Genomic DNA, 15,712 nt, shown 5'->3' with positions numbered 1-15,712 from the left:
CCAGTAATCTAACCTGACCCGAAACCGCGTACAACGTACCCAGTGGAGGGAACATGGCGGAGCCGATCGTGATCGCCGAGGGGCTGCACAAGTCCTTCGGCGACACCCACGCACTGCGAGGACTGGACCTGAGCGTGCCGAAAGGAACGGTCTGCGGCGTGCTCGGGCCGAACGGCGCCGGGAAGACGACCGCGGTACGCATCCTGGCGACCCTGTCCGACCCCGATGCCGGGCACGCCCGCATCGCCGGATACGACGTCGTCCGCGAGGCCGGCCAGGTGCGGGCCAGAATCGGGCTCGCCGGCCAGTACGCCGCCGTGGACGAGAAGCTCACCGGCCGGGGCAACCTGCGCATGTTCGGGCGCCTCTACCACCTGTCCCGGCGCGAGGCACACCGGCGGGCCGACGAGCTGCTCGAACGCTTCGGCCTGATGGACGCCGCCGATCGGCAGGTCACCGGCTACTCCGGCGGCATGCGCCGGCGCCTCGACCTGATCTCCAGCCTCATCCTGCGCCCCGAGGTGCTCTTCCTGGACGAGCCGACCACCGGCCTGGACCCGCGCAGCCGCGGCGAGATCTGGGACAGCGTCCGCGAACTGGTGGCGGACGGCACCACGGTGCTGCTCACCACGCAGTATCTGGACGAGGCCGACCAGCTGGCCGACGACATCGCCGTCATCGACCACGGGCAGGTGATCGCCACCGGCCCGCCCGACGCGCTGAAGGCCACCATCGGGGACCGCCTCGACGTCACCCTCGAAGACCCCGCCGCGCTGCCCGCGGCGATGACCGTCCTGAACACCCTCGCCGGCACCGACCCCACCCCGACGGGCGCCGACGGGCTCAGCGTCGCCCTGCCCGTCGGCGGCCTCCGGCTCGCCGACATCGTGCGCGAGCTCGACCACGCGGGACTCGCCGCCGCCGACGTGAGCCTGCGCCGCCCCACCCTCGACGAGGTGTTCCTGCGCCTCACCGACCACAAGGAGCCCGTCCGATGACCGTCCTCACCTCACCCCTGGGCCGCCTGCGCTGGACGTTCGCCGACGGGCTGACCCTGGTCGGCCGCGAACTGGGACGACTGCGGCAAGAACCCGGGCAGATCGTCGCCGCGCTGGTCTTCCCGGCCGTCATGGTGGTGCTGTTCGGGTACGTCTTCGGCAGCGCGATCCAGGTGCCGGACGGCGGCGACTACCGCGAGTACCTCATGCCCGGCCTGTTCGCGATGGTGACCTTCTCCGCGTGGTTGGGGGTCATGACGCGGATGGCCACCGACGCCTCCCGCGGTGTGATGGACCGGTTCCGCTCCATGCCGATGGCGCGCTTGGCGGTGCCGTTCGGGCAGACCGGCGCCGACCTGCTGACCGGCCTGCTGATGCTGGGCATCATGGTGGGCGCGGGCCTGCTGGTGGGCTGGCAGCCGCACCGCGGCCTGATCCCCACCGCCCAGGCGTTCCTGCTGATGATCGTGCTGCGGTACGCGCTGAGCTGGGTGGGCGTCTATGTGGGCCTGGCGGTGAAGAACGACCAGGTCGCCGACGCGATGGTGCCGCTCGGCCTGCCGTTCACGATGCTGTCGAACGCGTTCGTCCCGACCGGCGGCATGCCGGGCTGGCTGCGCTTCCTGGCCGACTGGAACCCGGTCAGCGCACTCACCGCCGCCTCACGGGAACTGTTCGGCAACCCTGGCGTCCCGTCCGGCGACGTGACCTGGCCACTCGCGCATCCGGTGACCACGGTCCTGCTCTGGTCGGCCGCGCTGCTGGTCGTGTTCGTGCCGCTGTCGCTCCGCGCCTACACGCGCAGAGGACGGTGACGTCCCTGGCCTCGCGACGGCCTACATGCCGACGGCACCGTCAATCCGTTGGCGAAGCAGGTCCGCATGACCGTTGTGCCTGGCGTATTCAGCGATCAGATCCACCATGAGCCAGCGAAGTGAGAACGGCTCGCCGGTGCTCTTCTTGAATCCCTCCTCGTCCAGCGACGCCGCGGCCGCCACGATCTCCCTGGAACGTCGACACTCCGCCCGCCACGTGTCGAGGGCCTCCCCGATGTCACCACTCAGATCGTCGAAGTCCTGGTCAGGGTCCTCGTCCGAGTAATAGAGCATCGGGACGTCCTCACCGAGGAATTGGATCCGGAACCACCACCGCTCGACGCCGGCCAGATGCCGCACGAGACCGTGCAGGGACAGCGACGACGGCTCAACGGCCCGCTCAGAATGACGCCCCGACGGTATGCCCGCGCACTTGAGTTCGAACGTCGCCCGGTGCCAGTCCAGGAAGGAAGTCAAGATCTCCCGCTCGTCACCGGTAGTCGGTGGGGTGGTGCGGGTGTCGCCGGCCCACGCGGGTGCGTAGTGCTTGGGAACGGGTGTGCTGGCCATCATTCATCCTCCTGCTCGGCAATGCCCCGACTCTGCCAGCCACCACTGACAACGGCGCAGCAGACGCCGGGGCCCCTCTGGACCACGTGCCAGGCCTCGTGTCCGTGACCCTGATCGATGAGGCACCGTTCGTCACCACCCCGATTTTGTCCCTCGTGCGAGCTACCGGCGAATGTCCTCCACACGGTGACGATTCCGGCACGGCCGATTCCATAGCGTTTTCGCGTGGCCACGGAGCTTCGGCCGCAGCCCCCTACATCTCGCCGGAGGACATCATGCTTCGCAAGATCAACGCATCCGTCATGGCCGCCCTGTGCGGCACCGTGCTCGGCGCGGCACTCACCGGCTGCGGGGGCGATTCGCTGGACAACTGGGACCCCCTCGCCCCTGCCACGCGCCAAGCCGACGCCGACGTGATCACTGGCACCAAGAAGATCGATGTCGCCGGCCGGTCGGTGAACGTGTCCTGTTCGGGCGACCCGGCGAAGGGCAAGCCGGTCATCGTCCTGATGCACGGCGGCGGTGACGGGCTGGACAAGATGGCCGCCCTCCAGAAGACGCTGAGCACGAAGAACCGGGTCTGTTCCTACGACCGGCTCGGCGCGGGCAAGAGTGGCCGGCCGGACGGCCCGCAGGACTTCGCCAGTGCCGGGAAGATCCTGACCGGGGTGCTCGACCGCATCGCCGGTGGCAACCCGGTCGTCCTGGCCGGGCACTCGCTGGGCGGGCTGATCGCCGCCAGGTACGCCCCCGATCATCAGGACAAGGTCAAGGGGCTGGTCCTGCTGGACGCCACCTCACCCACCATGATCGCCGACATCACCCAGGCGATCCCCGCGTCCGCCAAGGGCCCGGCGGCCGACGTGCGCGCCCAGAACCTTGCGATATTCCAGGGCAACAACCCGGAGAAGCTCGTCATCACCGATGGGAAGGTCCGTTCCGCTGGGAACATCCCGGTGGAAGTGGTCAAGCATGGCAAGCAGTACCTCGCGGCGATCCCCACGGTCGGCAAGAGCCTGGAGCAGGCCTGGACCGCGGGCCAGCGCAAGTGGCTCGCGCTGTCCAGCAACAGCAAGCTGAGCACCGCCACGAACAGCGGCCACTACGTCTACGTGGACGAGCCCGAGGTCGCCGTCCAGGCCATCGAGCGCGTCACCTCGCAGGCCGCGGCGAATGCCGGTTGACCGTTCGGCACCGGGTCAGGGTTCCGTGTGCCGGTCGAGGCCGAGTGTGGCGATGAGGTCTTCGTGGAGTTCGAACCAGACACGATGGCAGGAGTCGACGTCGGTGCGGTCGACCCAGGCGCCCTCCCCGGCTCGGGCGCGGGCCAGGGCCGTGGTGAAGCGTGTGTCGTATCCGCGGAACCGTGCGAGGACGCTCTCGAGCCGGCCCGCGAGTGGCGCGAGCTCGCGATCGATACCGGCGAGCTCCAGAAGGACTCCGGCGTCCCAGGTGGGATCGGAGTGGTCGTTGACGGCCAGCCGATCGCCGGCGGTGGGCCGGAGCTGCCAGTCGGTACAGGCTCGTTGCAGGAGGGCGTTCAGCGGGAGGAACGCGCGGTAGACGTCACGGACCTCGTCGGCACCGCCGACGCGGGCCAGCTCGGCCGCGAGCTGGCGCTCGTTCTCGGCTCGGCCCCGTTCGGTCAGCGACCAGCCTCCGGTGCCGGCGAAGGCGCTGTGCTCGACCCAGCCATATGCCTCGGCGTCGTGCAGCAGCTCTTTCGTCTCGGCCGCGTCGAGCCCGTACCGATGGGCGATCACCGGGGTGTCCGCGAACCCGGTGATGCGTACGGCGTGCAGGACCAGGAGGTCAGGCGTCGAGTCCCGCGTCACGAGTCGGCGTCCTGTCGTGCGGTCAGGCGGGTGTAGTGCTGCTGGCACGCCTGCGGGGAGTTGAACCCCATCACGTGTGCCATCTGCGCCCAGGTCAGTCCGGCGCTCCGGGCCATGAACAGCAGGCCCGATTCGAGTCCTTCGACCTCGGCGCGTGCGGCGGGCAGGAGGGCGAGTGCGCTCAGGATGTCCTCCGGGGCCAGGTCGGCGCTGCGCCAGACGGCGAACTGCAGGAGGTCGACCGCCGAAGGCGGGGTGGGGGAGGGGCGCCACGGGCGGGCGTCGAGCGCATCCGCGCCCAGGCTCCGAAGGCGCTCAGACGCGTCCCGCTCGCGGCGGGCCTGGGCGTGATCAGCGTGCGCGGCGTGAGCGATGTCCTGCTCTGCCGGGACCTGTTCGGTGTGCTCTGTGCGAGCGCTGTCCTGCTTGCGTGGCATGCGACTCATGGTGCACACTCAACGAAATGTTGTCAACGTTTTGTTGAAAGGCGGGCGGATGATCGTACCCCTCACAGAGGCTGTCGCCGAGACCTGCGGGGGCAAGGCGGGCGCGCTCGGCGCGTTGCTGCGGGCGGGACTGCCGGTTCCTGACGGCTTCGTCGTCCCGTTCGCCGCTCACCTCGCCGCCACCCGGGACCTGGAGAATGCGCTGGGACGCGGGCTCGACGCGCTCGGTGATCCGACCGTGGCGGTGAGATCATCGGCCGCGGACGAAGACACCGGTCAGGCGTCGGCGGCCGGTCAGTACGAGAGCTTTCTCGCTGTGCTGGGCGTCAGCCAGGTCGCCGATGCCGTACGTGCCTGCTGGGCCTCGTTGTTCTCGCCACGTGCCATCGACTACCGGCAGGGCCGCCCTTCCGACGATCTTGCGATGGCCGTCATCGTCCAACGCCATCTGGATGCCGAGGTGTCCGGGGTCATGTTCACACCCGCGGAGCCGGACCACGCGACCGAGATCGAGGCGTCCTGGGGCCTCGGCCCCAGCATCGTCGGCGGCACGGTCACCCCTGACGCCTACCGCGTCGCCGGGGACGGGTCGGTCACCCGCACCGTCGCGGACAAGCGGACCCGCCTTGACCGGGTCGGCACGCGGCTCGTCACGCGCGAGGTGCCCACCCAGGCCCGGGAGCGACCGACGATCGACGACGCGACCGCCGCGCAGCTCGCCAAGCTGGGCAAGGAGGTCGCCGCCGTACGCGGTGGACCGCAGGACATCGAGTGGGCGATCGTCGACGGCCGCACCTGGGTTCTGCAGGCACGGCCGGTCACCGCCACACCCCCACCGCCTTCCAGCGGCTCGGACATCCCAGACACCGCACTTTCTGGAACGCCAGGCAGTCGCGGGACGGTGACCGGCACCGCGAGGATCGTCCGCGGTCCCGGCGACTTCGCGCGCGTGCACCCGGGCGACATCCTCGTCTGTCCCTTCACCGACCCCGCGTGGACGCCGCTGCTGCGCATCGTCGCCGGCGTGGTCACCGAAACCGGCGGCGTGCTCTGCCATGCCGCGATCGTCGCCCGCGAGCACGCCATCCCCGCCGTCCTCGGCGTCACGAACGCGACGAGCATGCTCCACGACGACACCGTCATCACCATCGACGGCTCCACCGGCACCATCACGCCACACCTAAACGGTCGAGAGGAGCTGGGAAGCGGCCCCGCACGGACACCGCGCCCCTGACCGCCCATGACAACGCGACACCTCTACCTCGCACGCCACGGCGCGGCCGACGCGTTCGGGCAGCTCACCGGCATCGGGCGCCGACAGTCGGGCCTGCTGGGCGAACGGCTCGCCGGCCTACCGGTCGACGCCGTGTGGCACTCTCCGCTGCCCCGCGCCGCGGCGTGCGCGTACGAACTCGCCCGGCATCTCCCGAACGTGCCCGTGGCCGAGGCCGCCGAACTCATCGACCACGTGCCCTACGTTCCCAGCCCGGCCGAAACACCTCCGTCCTGGGCCGGCTTCTTCGACGGCTACGACGCCACCGAGGCGGCCTCGGGCCACAGGCTGGCCGAGGCGCTGGTCGCCCGGTTCGCGAAGGCCCCCGGCGCGACCGCCCAAGCCGACACCCACGAGGTCCTGGTCACGCACGCCTATCCGATCGCGTGGCTGCTGCGGCACGCACTGGACGCGCCGCCATCCAGGTGGCTCGGACTGAACAGCGCCAACACCGCACTGACGGTCATCGAGTACCGCGACCGCCTGCCGCCCACGATCGTGATGTTCAACGACATGAGCCACCTCCCGGCCGACCTGCGCTGGACCGGGTTCCCTAAGGGGATTCGACCGTGAGCCCCAGTTCCCGCATGACGAACGCCAGCCAGAAGCTCTGCTGCTGAACGATCGTGCTCCAGCTCGTCCCACCGTGTCCCGCGTCGGACCAGACGCGCAACAGGATGGGGTGGGCGGAGGTGGTGGCGGCCTGCGTCCTGGCGGCGAACTTGCGGGAGTGCCAGGCGGGGCAGCGGGGGTCGTTGGCGCCCGCGTCCAGCAGGATCGCCGGGTAGGCCGTGCCTGGTTGCACGTTGTGGTACGGGGAGTAGGCCATGAGCACGGGCGCGTCGGCCGGGTCTTGGGGATTGCCGTACTCGGAGAGGGTGGCGGCGGTGCCCACCGGATCGCGGGCGACGCGCATCAGGTCCAGTTTGGGGGCGCCGCAGACGACCGCCCGCCACAGCTCGGGCCGTTGGGTCACGGCCGCGCCGGTGAGCAGGCCGCCGTTCGAGGCGCCCTGGATCGCCAGCCGGTCGGGCGTGGTGACTCCGTCGGCGATCAGCTGCTCGGCGATCGCGTACAGGTCGTCGAAGGTGTTCTGCTTGGCGTGCAGCCGCCCGCCCTCCCACCATTCGAGGCCGAACTCCCCGCCGCCCCGTACGTGGGCGTGCGCGTAGATCCCGCCCGCCTCCACGAACGCCGCCAAAGGGCCGAGGTAGGAGGCCAGTACGGCGACGTTGAAGCCGCCGTACCCCTGGATCAGGGTCGGCTGCGGACGTGAACGGTCCAGGTCGGCGCGGTGGACCAGGGTGCAGGGCACGCGGGTGCCGTCCGCCGACGTGGCCCACACGCGGGTGGTGACCATCCCGGTCAGGGTGTGGCCCGACCCTTGCAGGGCGGTCAGCGTCCCCGATTCCAGCCCATAGTGGTAGACCGTGGGGGACTGGGTGTAGGAGGTGTAGCCGAAGGTGATCGCGTCCTCGCAGCCCACCACCTGGTCCATCACGCCCAGCGCGACGACTCCCTGGGCGATGGAGCTGACCGAGCCCTGGCCGGGCAGCGGGACCTCCCCGAGGTCCGCGCCGTCCAGGCCGAGGATCCGGATCCGGGAGACGGTGTCCACCAGCTCCCCGAGCACCAGCCGGTCGCCGGCCAGGGTCACACCGGTGAGTACGGCGTCGCCGCCGGGCACCAGCTCGGTCCAGGTGGCGGGGTCGCCGGGGCTGTCCAGCGGGATGCGGACCAGGCGACCGCGCGGGGCGCCCGCCGTGGTGACGGCCACGTAGGAGTCGTCGACGAGGACGCCTTTGTACAGGTGCTCGGCGTCGGTGATGAACTCGCGCCACTCCCACGGCTCGTCCAGGCGGGCGATGAAGTGCGGCCGGGGCCGCAGATGGTCGACCTGGAGCAGCGCCCAGCGACCGTCCCGGGAGATCTTGGGGATGGCGAACATGTGCGGGATGTCCAACGGCTCAGGCTCGGTGGCCGCCGGCTCCCCCAGCCGGTGGAAGAACAGCCGCCACCGTAACGCCGTCGCTCCTGCCTCGTTGGCCATGTAGAAGAAGCCGCTGCCGTCCGGGAGCCAGGCCACCAGGCCCGGTCGCTGCTGCGGTACGCCGTCCAGCAACACCTTCCCGGTGTCGATCTCGATCACCTTGAGCACCGGCAACTCCTGGCCGCCCGCGTCCAGGGAGTACGCCAGCAGGCTGCCGTCGGGCGAGGGCTGCGGGCTCATCCGCAGCGGCGAACCGGCGGACAGCTCGTTGAGGTCGATCACCATGCGCCATGGACCGATGGGAGCGTCGGCCGTCTCGAACACCATCAGGTCCTGGCCGGCGGGGATACGACCGCGGAACCACCGCGGCCCGTATCGCACCGGCACCACCAGGTTGCGGGCGTCCATCTGCTCGACCAGGTCCCCGACGCGGGCCGCGAGCGCCTCATGGTGCGGCCAGCCGTGCACGTAGGACCGGGCCAGCTCGTCCTGGGCCCGCTGCCAGGCCGTCACGCCCTCCCCGTCGTCCTCCTCCAGCCATTGGTAGGGGTCGTCGAAGACCAGCCCACCGACCTCGTTGTGCTCCGGCCGTACCGGTGCCTCGGGATAGCGCATCCTCGCGTCACGCTCCTGATTCGTGCTCGTCGCGCGCTTTCCGGACGCGCTCGAAGTAGGTCATGATGGCGGGCAGGTCGCCCGCGTCCAGCCAGTCGATCTGGCGGCTGATCTCCTCGCTGATCCCGGCGCTGTTGTCGCGCCAGAAGGCCATTCCGGCGGCCTGGGTCCGCTGGTCGACCTGTTGGTCACCGCTCTGGAGCGCGGTCGCCAACGCCTCCCAGCGCGTGGCCACTTCCCGCACCCGCGGGTCGTCGACGGGGGTGTCCGCCAGCATGTGTTCCCGGGCCTCCCGGAGGAGGACGAGCCACTCGGCCCGGAAGCGCTCCAGCGCGTCCGCACCGAGCTGCATCCGGCGTTTGGCCAGGTCGTCTCGTACCTCCTGGCCGAAGTAGCTCTCGTACACCGAGATCATTTCGAGGGTGGTCATGAACTGCTCGGGGTCGGGCATGACCGATTGGTCGAGCAGCCCCACCAGCCCGTCGAGCCGCTGCTTCAGCTGCCCTATCCGGGCGGTTTGCAGGTCCAGTTCGGCGAGCTGGGCGGCGAGCAGGCCGCGCATGGCCGTCAGGTCGTCCACCGGCCGCGCGAGGACGTTCGCGATCTCCTCCAGCGACAGTCCCAGCCCGCGCAGGGCGCGTACGCGATACAGCTGCCGCAGGTCGGCCCCGGTGTAGCGGCGGTGGCCCGACGCGGTCCGCTCGCCGGCCTGGACCAGGCCGATCTCGTCATAGTGGTAGAGCGTGCGGATGGTGACACCGGTGGCCTTGGCCAGCTCCCCGATGGTCCATCGACGCTCGTCGCCGTCGTTTCCGGTCATGGACCCGACGGTAAGACCTCCCGCCACGGGAGGTTCAAGCTCGTTACCCTGAGAATCATGGTCGCGTTATCCGTCGTCGCCGACCGGGCGTCCCTGTGGTGACCGGCTCCTGGCTCTGGCGCTGGGATCGGGCCTCGTCAGCTCTGCCATACCTGTTCATCCTGCTTCCGGCGGTGTTCTCCCTGCTGCGGGAGTGGCGGCCGGAGGTGCTGGTCCTGGCGTTGTTCGCCGCGGTGTGGCACTGGTTCATGGTCGCCTCGCGCTTCGCCCGGATCGAGCGGCCGGCGGCGGGGATCGGCTACTTCGTCGTGCTGCTCGCCATCATCGCGGTGCTGGTCGGCATCGACTCGCTGTTCTTCGTGACCGGTGTCGGCGCCTTCATCCAGGCGTTCAGCGTGCTGCCCGGGTGGTGGGCGTACGCGGGGGTGGTCGCGACGGCCGCCGTGCTGGTCGCCGGACGCGGGCGGACCCCGAGCGAGCTGATCTTCTCCTTCCTCGTCGCGGTGCTGGTCGCCTCCGCGGCCGGCCTGCTGAACCGCACCATCTCCACGCAGAACGAGCAGCGCAAGGTGATGATCGCGCAACTGGAGGAGACCGGCGCCAAGCTGGCCGCGCTCGCCGAGGAGAACGCCGGCCTGCAGGCCCAGCTCCTGATCCGGGCTCGTGAGGCGGGCGTGCTGGGGGAGCGGCAGCGGATGGCCAGGGAGATCCACGACACCCTCGCGCAGGGGCTGACCGCCATCCTCACCCAGCTCGAAGCCGCCGACCGGGTGATCGAGGACGTACCCGCCGCCCGCTCGCGCCTGGACACGGTGCGCACCATGGCCAGAGAGAGCCTGAACGAGGCCCGCCGCTCGGTTCAGGCGCTGCGTCCGGCGTCGCTGGGCGAGGCTCAGCTCGCCGCCGCCCTGGACGACGTCGCGGCGAAATGGACGCGGACCACCGGCGTGCCCGTCCTCGTGTCGGTCACCGGTGACCCGCTGCCGCTGCACGCGGAGGTGGAGCTCACCTTGCTGCGGGTGGCGCAGGAAGCGCTGGCCAACGTCGGCAAGCACGCCTCGGCCGGCCGGGTCGGTCTCACCTTGTCGTACATGGAGGATGTGGTGGTGCTGGACGTACGGGACGACGGCTCCGGCTTCACCCCTGGCACCTCGAAGGAGGGCGGGTTCGGGCTCATCTCCATGAGGCAACGGGTCACCCGGCTGGCCGGTGACTTCCAGGTCGAGACGGCCCCCGGCCAGGGGACGGGGATCTCCGCCACCGTTCCGGCGATTCCCGCGGAGGCCTCATGAACCCGCCCATTCGCCTGATCATCGTGGATGACCACCCGGTCGTCCGTGACGGGCTGCGCGGGATCTTCGCCGATGACGACGCCTTCGACGTCGTCGGCGAGGCAGCCGACGGGCCGGAGGCGCTCGTCGTGGCCATGCGGACCGACCCCGACGTCGTGCTCATGGATCTGCGCATGCCGAAGATGGGCGGCGCCGAGGTCATCCGGCGGCTACGCGAACAGGCGCCCGCCGTCCGCGTCCTGGTGCTGACCACCTTCGACGACGACGCCGACGTCCTGCCCGCGATGCGGGAGGGCGCCACCGGCTATCTGCTCAAGGACACCCCCCGCACCGAGCTGCGCGAGGCCGTACGGGCGGCGGCGCGCGGTGAGACGGTGCTGTCCCCTTCCGTGGCCGGCGTGCTGACGCCCCGAGCGCAGCCGCCGCGACAGCAGCCGCTGAGCCGCCGCGAACTCGAACTGCTCGGGCTCATCGCCCGGGGCGCCACCAATCGCGAGATCGCCGCCAAACTGTTCATCACCGAGGCGACGGTGAAGACGCATCTGCTGCATATCTTCGCCAAGCTCAAGGTGAACGACCGAGCGGCCGCGGTCGCGGCGGCGTACGAGAACGGCCTGCTCAGGCCCAGCAACCGAGACTGAGGCAGGCGCTCGCGGTCAGCGCCCCGCTGGGGTGATGGTGGAGATCCGCGTGGCGAGTTCGGCCAGGTGCGCGAGTGAGGAGTCGGCGGCGGCATCGGGGACGGCGACGATGACATGGTCGATGCCCAGAGCGGCGAGGTCGCCGCAGCGCTGGACGCTCTCCTCGATGCTCTGCCCGTCGGGCACCCGCAGGTGGAGGGTCTTCTCGATCTCCTCGTAGGGCCGGCCCAGCCGCTCGCAGTGAGCGCGCAGCACGCCGAGCTTGTGCCGTACGTCGGCGCCGTCCAGGAAGTTACAGGCGTCGGCGTACTCGGCGACCAGCCGGAGCGTCTTCTTCTCCCCGCTGCCGCCGATGAGAATCGGCGGACGCGCCTGCGGGGAGTTGAGCGTACGTTCCAGCCGGTAATGCCGGCCCTCGTAGGGCTTGTCGTCCTCGCTCCACATCTGCCGGGCGATCTGGAGCGTCTCCTCCAGTCGCTCGAACCGCTCGGCCAGCGAAGGGAAACGCAGGCCGAGCCCGCGGGCCTCCGCCTCGTACCAGCCGGCGCCGATGCCGAGGACGGCGCGACCGCCGGAGAGGGCGTCCAGGGTGCTGACCTGCTTCACCAACAGTCCTGGTGCACGGTAGACGGCGCCGGTGACCAGGGCGCCCAGCGTGACCCGGCTGGTGAGGGCGGCGGCGTAGGACAGCGCGCCGTACGCCTCCAGCATCGGATCCTCCACGGCGCCGAAGTTGGGGATCTGGAAGAAATGGTCCATCACCCACAGACTGTGCAGTCCCGCCTCGTCGGCACCGCGGGCGACGGCCGCGAACCGCTCGGAGATGGCGGCATCGCCACCGGGCCAGGTGAAACGTGGGCAGGTCAGACCGAGCTTCATCGAATGCTCCTTGATCGGGTGGCATGCCGGCGCAGGGTGACGCGTCACTGCGGGCATGAAAAAACCCTCTCGCCTGGGTGCTGGACCCGAGGCCGAGAGGGCGTCGTAGGAGTAATTATCTCACGCCCCACAGGCGGCGTGGCGCCGGTCTTCGGCGAAGGGAGGCCAGCCGCGCGCCCACGCTGATCCGCGCGGGGCCTCCATGATCAAGGGCGCGCGGTGGATTTGCGATGGTGGGAGGCTCGGGCTTTGGCGCGGTTCCCGCAGAGGTCCATGGAGCACCAGGTCCGGCGCCGATTGCGGGAGTGGTCGTAGTAGGCCCACCGGCAGCTCGGCTCCCGGCAGGCTTTGAGCCGCGTCCACGTGCCGGCCGCCACGGCCTCGGCGACGACGGCGAGCAGTCCCGCCAACGCGGCATCCACCGGCACCTGGGTGCGGGCCACCAGCCGGGGCGGTAGGACGGTCACGTCGAGCATCAGCGGGACGTCGCGAGCGAGCTCGGCGAGCTCGGCGCGGGCAGCGGGGTTGAGGCCGTCCGGACGCGGGCTCGAGACCGGCTCGGCATTGTTCTCGGCGATCAGCGCACGCAGTCCCTCGCGGATCCGTTCAGCACGGTCGCGCTGCTCAGCACTCACCGCCGCGTCGCCAGGTATCAGGCCGCGGGTGTGCAACCACTCCGAAAGCCGTCGCGGGGTTCCGATCTCGTCGCTGTCCCTGCGGCGGGTGTTGACGAACTCCTCGATCACACGCAGCGGCATAGGCGCCGTCCCGGCCTCGAGGTTGTCCGGCAGCGGCTCGACAGCACGCTCATTCGCCATACCGGACAGCCTAACCGGCTATTGGCGATGGTAAGTTATCTAACCAGTGTAACGACTACGTCAGTTAGATCAGAGGGACAAGACATGGCCACCGTGCAGAAAGAGATCATCATCGACGCCGATCCCACGGACGTGTGGGCGATCATCGGCGACTTCGCCAACGGGCCCGTCCAGATGGCACCGGGCCTGGTCACCGACAGCCGGCTCGGCGAACCTGACGTCAGGGTCGTCACGTTCGCCGACGGAACCGTGGCGCGTGAGCGGCTCATCACGCTCGACGAGGAGACGCGCCGGCTCGTCTACTCCGTCATCGGCGACACCATGCGGCCGGTACACGACAACGCGTCGATGCAGGTCGTCCCGCACGGGGACGGCCGCAGCCGGTTCCTATGGATCCACGACGTGCGTCCGGACGACCTCACCATTCCGATGGGCGCCGCGATGGACCACGGCCTGAGCATCTTCAAGCGGACGGTGGAGTCCGCCGGCGAGTACCTCCGCTAGGCAAGTCGCTGGTCACAGCCCTTCGATGAGGGCTGTGACCAGCTTGGAAGAGCTTCGCCCGGCGAGGATCAGGCGGTCGCGCGTGTGTACCGGCCGGCGAGACGGCGCAGGTGCGCGAGGAGTTCCGGCGGCCCGGTGACGTCGAAGTCCGCGCCGAGCAGGCCCAGGTAAACGCCGAGGGTCTCGACCGTGTCCGCGCCGGTGTGCAGGACGCAGGTACGTTCGTCGACGCCTTCGACCGTCCCGGCCGCCGGGCTGATGCGATCGGCGACGACCTCGGCCGGCGCGTGCACGGTGACCCGCGCCCGGTAGCGCCAGGCGGCGGCGGAGACCCGGCGTGAGACGTACGCGGCGACGTCGTCGTGGGGCAGGTCGCGCGGCTGGAAGCGGGGGCCGGTCGGGGTGCGAGGTCGCATCCGGTCGACGCGGAAGGTACGCCAGTCGCCCCGCTCGACGTCCCAGGCCAGCAGATACCAGCGGCGACCCCAGTTGACCAGCCGGTACGGCTCGACGGCGCGCACGGTGGCCGCACCGTCATGGTCGTGGTAGTCGAACCGGAGCCGTTCCCGGTCGCGGCAGACCGCGGTCAGGGTGGTCAGGATCGACGGGTCGACGCTGGGCCCGGCGTCGTCGCGGGGAACCGGCACCATGTAGGTCTGCAGGGTGCTGACCCGGCGCCGCAGCCGCGACGGCAGCACCTGCTCCAGCTTCGCCAGCGCCCGCAGGGACGCCTCCTCGATCCCCGCGATGGCGCCACCGGCCGAGGTCCGCAGGCCGACCGTGACGGCGACCGCTTCCTCGTCGTCGAGCAGCAGCGGCGGCAGAGCCGCGCCGGCGCCGAGGCGGTAGCCGCCGACGGCACCGCGCGTGGCCAGCACCGGATAGCCGAGGCTGCGCAGGCGCTCCACGTCGGTACGCACGGTCCGCCCACTCACCCCGAGGCGCTCGGCGAGCTCGGCGCCGGTCCAGTCGCGTGGGGTCTGCAGGAGGGAGAGCAGCCGCAGGAGCCGGGCGGAAGTTTCCAACATCTCTCAAGGATGCCCGGCAATTAGGAGCGGAGTCTTCCTAATGGTCCGGCAGAGTCGATGACATGACCGAGATCCGCGAATTCCGCATCGATATCCCGCAGGCAGACCTGGACGAACTGACCGAGCGCCTGGCCCGGGTCCGCTGGGCCGACGAGCTGCCCGACGCCGGTGGCGACTACGGCGTTCCGCTGCAGTACCTGCGGAGCCTCGTCCAGAGGTGGCGCGACGGCTACGACTGGCGCGCGTGGGAGGCGAAACTGAACGCCTATCCGCAGTTCACCACGGTCATCGACGGGCAGAATGTGCACTTCCTGCACGTCCGCTCGCCCGAGCCGGACGCCACGCCCCTGCTGCTGACGCACGGCTGGCCGACCACGATCGTGGAGTACCTGGAGGTGATCGGCCCGCTGAGCGATCCGCGAGCCCACGGCGGCGACCCGGCCGACGCGTTCCACCTGGTGATCCCGTCGGTGCCCGGTTTCGGGTTCTCCGGCCCCACCGCGGAGCGCGGCTGGAACCGGTACCGGATCGCGAAGGCGTGGGCCGAGCTGATGCGCCGCCTGGGCTACGAGCGGTACGGCGCGCACGGCAACGACGGCGGCTCGCTCATCTCGCCCGAAGTGGGCCGCTGCGATCCCCAGCACGTCATCGGCGTGCACGTCACCCAGGTCTTCTCCTTCCCCTCCGGCGACCCGGCCGAGCTGACCGGCCTGTCCGAAGAGGACCAGAAGAAGGTCCAGTTCCTGCAGTGGTGGCTGGAGAACGGCGGCGCGTACGACAAGCTGCAGTCCACCGCGCCGCAGACCCTGGCACACGCGCTGGCCGACTCTCCGGTGGGGCAACTGGGCTGGAACGCACAGCTGCTCGGCCCGAACCTCGACCCGGACTACGTGCTGACCAACACGATGATCTACTGGCTCACCAACACCGCCGCGTCATCCGCCCGCCTGTACTACGAGGACTTCCACACCACCGACAAGCCGGCCGAACCCACCACCGTCCCGCTCGGGCTGGCGAACTTCGCCTGGGACTTCCAGTCGATCCGCCCCTTCGCCGAACGCGACCACAAGAACATCGTGTCCTGGAACGTGTACGACACAGGCAGCCACTTCGCCGCGCACGACGCGCCCGACCTGCTGGTCGACGACATCCGCGGCTTCTTCCGTCTCGCCGTTCATCATTGAGTTG

The 15,712-nt window shown here is 70.2% G+C and carries 17 protein-coding genes; 9 read left to right on the top strand and 8 right to left on the bottom strand.

What is annotated here, in order from left to right; translation table 11 throughout:
• The first annotated feature begins 53 nt into the window (after window positions 1–53).
• Together KME78_RS12235 and KME78_RS12230 are read left to right on the top strand one after the other, a co-directional pair.
• Window positions 54–998, top strand: coding sequence for an ATP-binding cassette domain-containing protein (locus tag KME78_RS12235; protein ID WP_219528952.1), 945 nt, complete (start codon window positions 54–56; stop codon window positions 996–998).
• Window positions 995–1,813, top strand: coding sequence for an ABC transporter permease (locus KME78_RS12230; RefSeq protein WP_219528951.1), 819 nt, complete (start codon window positions 995–997; stop codon window positions 1,811–1,813). Before KME78_RS12235 ends, KME78_RS12230 begins: the two co-directional genes overlap by 4 nt.
• A 21-nt stretch (window positions 1,814–1,834) precedes the next feature.
• Here the strand turns inward: KME78_RS12230 and KME78_RS12225 are convergent, their stop codons facing one another.
• Window positions 1,835–2,386: a DinB family protein gene (locus KME78_RS12225; protein WP_308126908.1), complete on the bottom strand. Its 552-nt coding sequence runs from the start codon at window positions 2,384–2,386 to the stop codon at window positions 1,835–1,837.
• Window positions 2,387–2,658: 272 nt separating this feature from the next.
• On the opposite strand from KME78_RS12225, the gene KME78_RS12220 reads away from it, so the two are divergent.
• A complete protein-coding gene (locus tag KME78_RS12220) occupies window positions 2,659–3,567 on the top strand; it encodes an alpha/beta fold hydrolase (RefSeq protein WP_219528950.1) in 909 nt (302 codons plus the stop codon).
• Window positions 3,568–3,582: 15 nt separating this feature from the next.
• Here the strand turns inward: KME78_RS12220 and KME78_RS12215 are convergent, their stop codons facing one another.
• Together KME78_RS12215 and KME78_RS12210 are read right to left on the bottom strand one after the other, a co-directional pair.
• Window positions 3,583–4,218 carry a transcriptional regulator gene (locus KME78_RS12215; RefSeq protein ID WP_219528949.1) on the bottom strand — a complete coding sequence of 212 codons (636 nt, stop codon included), beginning with the start codon at window positions 4,216–4,218 and terminating at the stop codon, window positions 3,583–3,585.
• Window positions 4,215–4,655 (bottom strand): DNA-binding protein, encoded by a 441-nt coding sequence (locus KME78_RS12210; RefSeq protein WP_219528948.1) that lies wholly within the window; start codon window positions 4,653–4,655, stop codon window positions 4,215–4,217. The genes KME78_RS12215 and KME78_RS12210 overlap by 4 nt, the downstream gene beginning before the upstream one ends.
• A 58-nt stretch (window positions 4,656–4,713) precedes the next feature.
• On the opposite strand from KME78_RS12210, the gene KME78_RS12205 reads away from it, so the two are divergent.
• On the top strand, window positions 4,714–5,898 hold the full coding sequence (locus KME78_RS12205; protein WP_219528947.1) for a PEP/pyruvate-binding domain-containing protein: 1,185 nt from the start codon (window positions 4,714–4,716) through the stop codon (window positions 5,896–5,898).
• Window positions 5,899–5,904: 6 nt separating this feature from the next.
• Complete coding sequence (locus KME78_RS12200) at window positions 5,905–6,510, top strand: histidine phosphatase family protein (protein WP_219528946.1); 606 nt, start codon at window positions 5,905–5,907, stop codon at window positions 6,508–6,510.
• On the opposite strand, the gene KME78_RS12195 is transcribed toward KME78_RS12200, so the two are convergent.
• Window positions 6,491–8,542 carry a prolyl oligopeptidase family serine peptidase gene (locus tag KME78_RS12195; RefSeq protein ID WP_219528945.1) on the bottom strand — a complete coding sequence of 684 codons (2,052 nt, stop codon included), beginning with the start codon at window positions 8,540–8,542 and terminating at the stop codon, window positions 6,491–6,493. The two genes, KME78_RS12200 and KME78_RS12195, sit on opposite strands and share 20 nt — an antisense overlap.
• A gap of 7 nt (window positions 8,543–8,549) precedes the next feature.
• Window positions 8,550–9,362 (bottom strand): MerR family transcriptional regulator, encoded by an 813-nt coding sequence (locus tag KME78_RS12190; protein ID WP_219528944.1) that lies wholly within the window; start codon window positions 9,360–9,362, stop codon window positions 8,550–8,552.
• 98 nt (window positions 9,363–9,460) lie between these two features.
• On the opposite strand from KME78_RS12190, the gene KME78_RS12185 reads away from it, so the two are divergent.
• Both KME78_RS12185 and KME78_RS12180 read left to right on the top strand, forming a co-directional pair.
• On the top strand, window positions 9,461–10,654 hold the full coding sequence (locus KME78_RS12185; RefSeq protein ID WP_308126907.1) for a sensor histidine kinase: 1,194 nt from the start codon (window positions 9,461–9,463) through the stop codon (window positions 10,652–10,654).
• Window positions 10,651–11,295, top strand: a complete 645-nt coding sequence (locus KME78_RS12180) for a response regulator (protein WP_219528942.1) — start codon at window positions 10,651–10,653, stop codon at window positions 11,293–11,295. Before KME78_RS12185 ends, KME78_RS12180 begins: the two co-directional genes overlap by 4 nt.
• 15 nt (window positions 11,296–11,310) lie before the next feature.
• Here the strand turns inward: KME78_RS12180 and KME78_RS12175 are convergent, their stop codons facing one another.
• A complete protein-coding gene (locus KME78_RS12175; protein ID WP_219528941.1) occupies window positions 11,311–12,174 on the bottom strand; it encodes an LLM class F420-dependent oxidoreductase in 864 nt (287 codons plus the stop codon).
• 206 nt (window positions 12,175–12,380) lie between these two features.
• Window positions 12,381–12,992, bottom strand: coding sequence for a CGNR zinc finger domain-containing protein (locus KME78_RS12170; RefSeq protein ID WP_246650928.1), 612 nt, complete (start codon window positions 12,990–12,992; stop codon window positions 12,381–12,383).
• 84 nt (window positions 12,993–13,076) lie between these two features.
• Between KME78_RS12170 and KME78_RS12165 the strand changes: the two genes are divergently transcribed.
• Window positions 13,077–13,496 carry an SRPBCC family protein gene (locus KME78_RS12165; protein WP_219528940.1) on the top strand — a complete coding sequence of 140 codons (420 nt, stop codon included), beginning with the start codon at window positions 13,077–13,079 and terminating at the stop codon, window positions 13,494–13,496.
• Between the two features lie 68 nt (window positions 13,497–13,564).
• Here KME78_RS12165 and KME78_RS12160 read toward each other — a convergent pair whose 3' ends face one another.
• The gene (locus tag KME78_RS12160; protein WP_219528939.1) at window positions 13,565–14,524 is read right to left on the bottom strand and encodes a helix-turn-helix transcriptional regulator; all 960 of its coding nucleotides are present in this window, start codon (window positions 14,522–14,524) and stop codon (window positions 13,565–13,567) included.
• A 62-nt stretch (window positions 14,525–14,586) separates the two neighbouring features.
• Between KME78_RS12160 and KME78_RS12155 the strand changes: the two genes are divergently transcribed.
• Window positions 14,587–15,708 carry an epoxide hydrolase family protein gene (locus KME78_RS12155; protein WP_219528938.1) on the top strand — a complete coding sequence of 374 codons (1,122 nt, stop codon included), beginning with the start codon at window positions 14,587–14,589 and terminating at the stop codon, window positions 15,706–15,708.
• Window positions 15,709–15,712 lie beyond the last annotated feature (4 nt).

This window comes from Nonomuraea guangzhouensis, from assembly GCF_019396345.1.
Lineage (GTDB): Bacteria > Actinomycetota > Actinomycetes > Streptosporangiales > Streptosporangiaceae > Nonomuraea > Nonomuraea guangzhouensis.
The sequence above is the reverse complement of the archived record's forward strand: the minus strand, read 5'-3'. Positions and strand labels throughout refer to the sequence as shown.

Coding starts and splice junctions, on each gene's coding strand:
- KME78_RS12235 (WP_219528952.1), top strand. CDS start 54: ATGGCGGAGCCGATCGTGATCGCCGAGGGGCTGCACAAGTCCTTCGGC.
- KME78_RS12230 (WP_219528951.1), top strand. CDS start 995: ATGACCGTCCTCACCTCACCCCTGGGCCGCCTGCGCTGGACGTTCGCC.
- KME78_RS12225 (WP_308126908.1), bottom strand. CDS start 2,386: ATGATGGCCAGCACACCCGTTCCCAAGCACTACGCACCCGCGTGGGCC.
- KME78_RS12220 (WP_219528950.1), top strand. CDS start 2,659: ATGCTTCGCAAGATCAACGCATCCGTCATGGCCGCCCTGTGCGGCACC.
- KME78_RS12210 (WP_219528948.1), bottom strand. CDS start 4,655: ATGCCACGCAAGCAGGACAGCGCTCGCACAGAGCACACCGAACAGGTC.
- KME78_RS12205 (WP_219528947.1), top strand. CDS start 4,714: ATGATCGTACCCCTCACAGAGGCTGTCGCCGAGACCTGCGGGGGCAAG.
- KME78_RS12200 (WP_219528946.1), top strand. CDS start 5,905: ATGACAACGCGACACCTCTACCTCGCACGCCACGGCGCGGCCGACGCG.
- KME78_RS12195 (WP_219528945.1), bottom strand. CDS start 8,542: ATGCGCTATCCCGAGGCACCGGTACGGCCGGAGCACAACGAGGTCGGT.
- KME78_RS12190 (WP_219528944.1), bottom strand. CDS start 9,362: ATGACCGGAAACGACGGCGACGAGCGTCGATGGACCATCGGGGAGCTG.
- KME78_RS12180 (WP_219528942.1), top strand. CDS start 10,651: ATGAACCCGCCCATTCGCCTGATCATCGTGGATGACCACCCGGTCGTC.
- KME78_RS12175 (WP_219528941.1), bottom strand. CDS start 12,174: ATGAAGCTCGGTCTGACCTGCCCACGTTTCACCTGGCCCGGTGGCGAT.
- KME78_RS12170 (WP_246650928.1), bottom strand. CDS start 12,992: ATGGCGAATGAGCGTGCTGTCGAGCCGCTGCCGGACAACCTCGAGGCC.
- KME78_RS12165 (WP_219528940.1), top strand. CDS start 13,077: ATGGCCACCGTGCAGAAAGAGATCATCATCGACGCCGATCCCACGGAC.
- KME78_RS12160 (WP_219528939.1), bottom strand. CDS start 14,524: ATGTTGGAAACTTCCGCCCGGCTCCTGCGGCTGCTCTCCCTCCTGCAG.
- KME78_RS12155 (WP_219528938.1), top strand. CDS start 14,587: ATGACCGAGATCCGCGAATTCCGCATCGATATCCCGCAGGCAGACCTG.